Genomic DNA, 5,376 nt, shown 5'->3' on the forward strand with positions numbered 1-5,376 from the left:
GTTGATGCGTGGGTGGGCGCCACGCGCGTGGCAACGCCGCCGGGCGCCCCCGGCCCCCCGCCCCCGGGGGGCCGGGGGGGGGGGGCGGCGGGGCCCCCCCCGCGGGGGGGGGGGGGCCCCGGGGTCAGCGCATCAGCTCGCGTCCGCCGCCGCGCCCTGGGCCGGGACGGCCGCGCCGAGCAGCGCCGGCGAGGCGTAGCGGGACCAGGACAGGCAGCCGTCGGGCGGGCAGAACTCGGGGCGGCGCGGATCGTGCCCGAGCTCGCGCAGCTTGGTCCGGACGGAGTCGGGCGTACGGCCGAAGCGGGCGGCGATCCGGGCTATGGTCTCGCCGTCGTGGAAGCGCCGGACCAGCTCCTCCTCGTGCTGCGGCACCCAGGGGGCGCCGTGGCCGGGGTACAGCTCGCGCAGCACGTCGCGGTCGGGGATGGGCTCGGAGACGTCGGCGACGATCGCCAGCGCCCGGAGCGCGCGGTTGAGCGCGATCCGCAGCGAGGCGACGTCCTCGACCGGCAGGCGGAGCTTGCCCGAGGCGAGCGGCGTGGCGGCCGCCCCCTCGCGCCAGCCGGTCAGGGTGAGGGTGACCTCGCGGTCGTCGTCGCTGGCGAGTTCGATCCGGAAGACCTTGTCGCCGAGCGGGAGCTCGTTGAGATGACGGAATGCCATGGCAGGACCCCCAAGTGTCGCGCCAGGTACGCACCTTGGGGGTGCGCCCTGAACAACTACATTCTCTCGCGGGGGTCTGACAATCCAGGGGCCCGGCCGGCCCTCAGCCCTTCTCCATGTAGGCCGCGCGGTCCTCGTCGATCAGGCTCTCCAGCGCGGTCCGCAGCTCCGGGTGGGCGGCCAGCTCCGGGTCCGCGGCGACCAGCCGGGTGGCCTCCGTCCGGGCGGTGAGGATGACCTCCTCGTCCTCCAGCACCGAGAGCACCTTCAGCGAGGACTTCACCCCGGACTGGGCCTGGCCCAGCACATCGCCCTCCCGGCGCTGTTCGAGGTCGATCCGGGACAGCTCGAAGCCGTCCAGGGTGCCCGCCACCGCGTCCAGCCGGGCCCGGGCGGGGCTGGCCGCCGGCATGTCGCTGACCAGCAGGCACAGGCCGGCCGCGCTGCCGCGCCCGACCCGGCCGCGCAGCTGGTGCAGCTGGGAGACGCCGAAGCGGTCGGCGTCCATGATGACCATCGCGGTGGAGTTGGGGACGTTGACGCCGACCTCGATGACCGTGGTGGCGACCAGGACGTCCACCTCGCCGGCCGCGAACCGGCGCATCACGTCGTCCTTGGCCTCCGGTGCGAGCCGGCCGTGCAGGATCTCCACCCGCAGCCCGGCCAGCGGGCCCTTCACCAGCATCTCGGTGGTCTCGATCACGGAGAGCGGGGGCCGCCGCTCGTCGCTCCCGGCGCCCACGTCCTCCAGGTCGTCCTCGGCGGCGGAGGCCTGGCGCTTCTTCTTCGTCTTCGGGTCGGCGGGCTCCTCGTCCCCGATCCGGGGGCAGACCACGTACGCCTGGTGGCCCTTGGCCACCTCCTCGCGGACCCGCTCCCAGGCCCGGGCCAGGAAGTTGGGCTTCTCCAGCGCCGGGACGACGTGGGTGGAGATCGGCGAGCGGCCGGCCGGCAGCTGGTCCAGGACGGAGGTCTCCAGGTCCCCGAAGACGGTCATCGCGACGGTGCGCGGGATCGGGGTGGCGGTCATCACCAGCAGGTGCGGCGGCTGCTCGCCCTTGGCGCGCAGCGCGTCCCGCTGTTCGACGCCGAAGCGGTGCTGCTCGTCGACCACGACCAGGCCGAGGTCCTGGAACCGGACCTTGTCCTCGATCAGCGCGTGGGTGCCGATGGCGATCCCGGCGTCCCCGCAGGCCATGTCCAGCAGCGCCTGGCGGCGGGCGGGCACGCCCATCGAGCCGGTCAGCAGCACCACCCGGGTGCCGAGGTCCGAGCCGCCGAGCATCCCGCCCTCGGCCAGGTCCCCCATCATCTCGACGATCGAGCGGTGGTGCTGCTGCGCGAGCACCTCGGTGGGCGCCAGCAGGACGGCCTGGCCGCCCGCGTCCACCACGGCGAGCATGGCGCGCAGCGCGACCAGGGTCTTGCCGGAGCCGACCTCGCCCTGGAGCAGCCGGTGCATCGGGTGCTCGGTCGCCAGGTCTGCGGCGATCTCGGCGGAGACCTTCTCCTGGCCCTCGGTGAGGGTGAACGGCAGCCGGGCGTCGAAGGCGTCCAGCAGGCCGCCCGCGCGGGCCTTTCGCGGCTTGGCGGGCAGCGCGGAATCGGCGGCCCGGCGCTGGGCCAGGGCGACCTGGAGGACGAAGGCCTCGTCCCAGCGCAGCCGGCTCTGGGCGCGCTCGCGGTCGGCCTGGCCGCGCGGGCGGTGGACCAGCTCCAGCGCCTCGGGCAGCGGGATCAGGTCGTGCCGCTCGCGCAGTTCGGCGGGCAGCGGTTCGCCGACGTCGCCGAGGTGTTTGGTGAGGGCCGTCTCGACGCAGATCGACAGCTTCCAGCTGGGCATCTGCGCGCTGGCGCCGTACACCGGGATGAGCCGCCCGGCGAACTGCTGCGCGGCGTCCGACCCCGCTTCCTCGTCGAGGAGTTGGTAGTCGGGCGACACCAGCTGGCGGGTGCGGTTGAAGACGCCGACCTTGCCCGCGAACAGGCCCTGGGCGCCGGCCTTGAGGTCCTTCTGTCGCCAGCCCTGGTTGAAGAAGACCAGCGAGAGCCGGCTGCGGCCGTCGGTGACGACGACCTCCAGACGGTCGCCCTTGCGGCCGCGGAACGGGATCAGGGTGACCTTCTCGATCCGGGCCAGCACGGTGACGTGCTCGTCGACCTCCAGCTCGTCCAGGCTGGTGAGCTGGCCGCGCTCGACGTAGCGGCGCGGGTAGTGGTGCAGCAGGTCCCCGACCGTGCGCAGCTTGAGGCTGTCGGCGAGCACCTTCGCGGTGCGGTCGCCGACGAGCTTGGTCAGTGGTTCATCGAGAGCGCCCATCACGGCCCTGTTTACACCACGGGACGGACAGAGCGGCGGCTACTCGACCCCGATGAGCAGCGGCGCCGACTCCTGCCCGCCGTGGAAGACCACCGCGTCCACCTCGGGCCGCCGGTGCCGCACGTGCGCGACCAGCCGTTCGGCGAGCGCCTCGTCGGTGCCCTCGCCGAGGATCAGGGTGACGAGTTCGCCGCCCGCGCCGAGCATCCGGTCCAGCACGCTCCCGCCGACCTCCTCCAGTCCGGTGCCGATCACCGCGACGTCGCCGTCGATCAGCCCGAGCACGTCCCCGGCCTGGCAGACCCCGGCCATCGTCCAGGACTCCCCCTCGGCGACGGCGAGTTCGGCGTACCGGGTGGCCCCGGCGGCGGAGGTCATGGCGACCACGTCCTCGTCGAAGCGGCGGCCGCCCTCGTGCACCGCGAGCGCCGCCAGGCCCTGCACCGGCGATCGGGTGGGCAGGACGGCGATCCGGACGCCCTCCTCGCGCAGCTGGTCGGCGGCGGCCCCGGCGGCGGCGCGCAGTTCCGGGTCGTTGAGCAGCAGGACGACCTCGCGGGCGGCCGAGCGGCGCACGGCGGCCGCGAGTTCGGCGCTGGCCGGCGGGCGGTCCGGGTCGGCGTGCAGGACGACGGCGCCCGCCTGCTCGCAGAGGTCGGCCAGGCCCTCGCCGGAGACCACCGAGAGCACCGCGCGGGCCCGTTCCTCGCGCTCGCCGCGCTCGGCGGCGCTGCCGGCCCGGGCGGCGGCCTCGGCGAAGTGCGTGATCCGGATCTGGTGCGGTCGCCCGGCCCCGACCCCGGCCTCCACGGCGGCGCCCGCGTCGTCGACGTGGACGTGCACGTTCCACAGGCCGTCGCCGCCGCCGATCACCAGCGAGTCGCCGAGCCCGGCGAGCCGCTCGCGCAGCGCGGGCAGCGCCTCGTCGGGGGCGTCCAGCAGGTAGATGACCTCGAAGGCGGGGTGCCCGGGCCCGGGCGGCCGCACGTGCACCTCGCAGCTCTCGACGGCCCGGACGTCCCCGCGCAGCGCGACCGGCCCCATCGGCTGCTGCCCGGCCACGGCGTCGGCGAGCGCGCCGAGGACGGCCACCAGGCCGCGCCCGCCGGCGTCCACGACGCCGTTCTCGGCCAGTACGGCGAGCTGCTCGGGGGTGTGCCGCAGCGCGTCCCGGGCGGCCCGGTATGCGGTGTCGGCGACCTGGGCGAGCCCGTCCCCGGCCCGGACGGCCTCCCGGGCGGCGACCCGGGCGACGGTCAGCAGCGTGCCCTCGACGGGCTCCGCGACGGCCTGGTAGGCGGAGTCGGCGGCCCGCTGCAGGGCGGCCCGCAGGTGTTCGGCGCCGCCGCCCTCGGCCAGCGTCTCGGCGGTGCCGCGCAGCCACTGGGCGAGGATCACGCCGGAGTTGCCCCGGGCGCCGACCAGCGCGCCGCGGGCCATCGCGCGGACCGCGTCGGCCAGGCCGGGGGCCGGCTCGGCGGCGGGGTCGGCGAAGCGGCTCTCCACCTCGGCGGCGGCGGACTCGACGGTCAGGTAGAGGTTGGTACCGGTGTCGCCGTCCGGGACCGGGTAGACGTTGAGCGCGTCGATCTCCTCGCGGGCCTGGCCGAGGGCGCGCAGGGCGAGCTGACACCAGGTGCGCACGGCCGGGGCGTCGAGCGTGTGCAGCACCAGGTCTCCTCCGGATGGGACGCCGCGACGGCCTGTGGGGCGGCAACACCTTCAGGGCAGCGGCGAGGGGTGATACCGGCAGGTTATCGGGGGGCGGGGAGGGCCGTTCGGACCGGCGACCGGAGCGATCACTCGGCCGGTCATGGTAGTTTCGTGGGACGGAAGCAAGCGATGTATGCTCTTCCGGTTGCCTGGAACCGTCCAGGCTCACCCCCTTGTCCGGCCCGGTTCACGCGAGTGTTTCCGGTGGGTGAGTGGGGTTTTCGAAAGTATCTGATCTGAAGTCTTGGAGTGACTCCTGTGGCTGCCAACTGCGACGTCTGCGGCAAGGGGCCGGGCTTCGGCAACAGCATCTCCCACTCTCACCGCCGTACCCCCCGTCGTTGGAACCCCAACATCCAGACGGTGCGCGCTGTGATTGGGCGGACGCCGAAGCGGCTCAACGTCTGCACCTCGTGCATCAAGGCCGGTAAGGTCTCGCGCTGACGCGCAGACCGGCATGCCGGTCCTCCAGTGAGCCGGTTCATCCTCGGATGGACCGGCTTCACTGTTTTCGCGGCCGGCTACGCCGCTTTCCGGTCTCACCGGTGGTGGGGGGGGGGGCCGGGGGGGGCGCCCCCCCCCGCGTTTTCCCGCCCCCTAGGGGGGGCGCCGGGCCACCCCGCCCCCACACCGCCACCCCCCCGCGGGGGGGGCCGGCCCCAAACCCGCCCCCCGCG

At 74.7% G+C, this 5,376-nt stretch carries 4 protein-coding genes; 1 reads left to right on the forward strand and 3 read right to left on the reverse strand.

Features of this window, described 5'->3' with window-relative positions:
* Window positions 1–132: 132 nt before the first annotated feature.
* The 3 genes from ACZ51D_RS03545 to ACZ51D_RS03555 form a co-directional block, all read right to left on the reverse strand.
* Entirely contained in the window at window positions 133–666 is a 534-nt protein-coding gene (locus ACZ51D_RS03545; protein ID WP_360504608.1) for a hypothetical protein, read from the reverse strand.
* Window positions 667–769: 103 nt separating this feature from the next.
* Window positions 770–2,986: an ATP-dependent DNA helicase RecG gene (gene recG, locus ACZ51D_RS03550; RefSeq protein ID WP_465661076.1), complete on the reverse strand. Its 2,217-nt coding sequence runs from the start codon at window positions 2,984–2,986 to the stop codon at window positions 770–772.
* A gap of 39 nt (window positions 2,987–3,025) precedes the next feature.
* Entirely contained in the window at window positions 3,026–4,657 is a 1,632-nt protein-coding gene (locus ACZ51D_RS03555; RefSeq protein ID WP_465661078.1) for a DAK2 domain-containing protein, read from the reverse strand.
* Window positions 4,658–4,957: 300 nt separating this feature from the next.
* On the opposite strand from ACZ51D_RS03555, the gene rpmB reads away from it, so the two are divergent.
* Window positions 4,958–5,143 carry a 50S ribosomal protein L28 gene (rpmB, locus tag ACZ51D_RS03560; RefSeq protein ID WP_014138233.1) on the forward strand — a complete coding sequence of 62 codons (186 nt, stop codon included), beginning with the start codon at window positions 4,958–4,960 and terminating at the stop codon, window positions 5,141–5,143.
* Window positions 5,144–5,376 lie beyond the last annotated feature (233 nt).

Source organism: Kitasatospora sp. NPDC033851 (genome assembly GCF_055576085.1).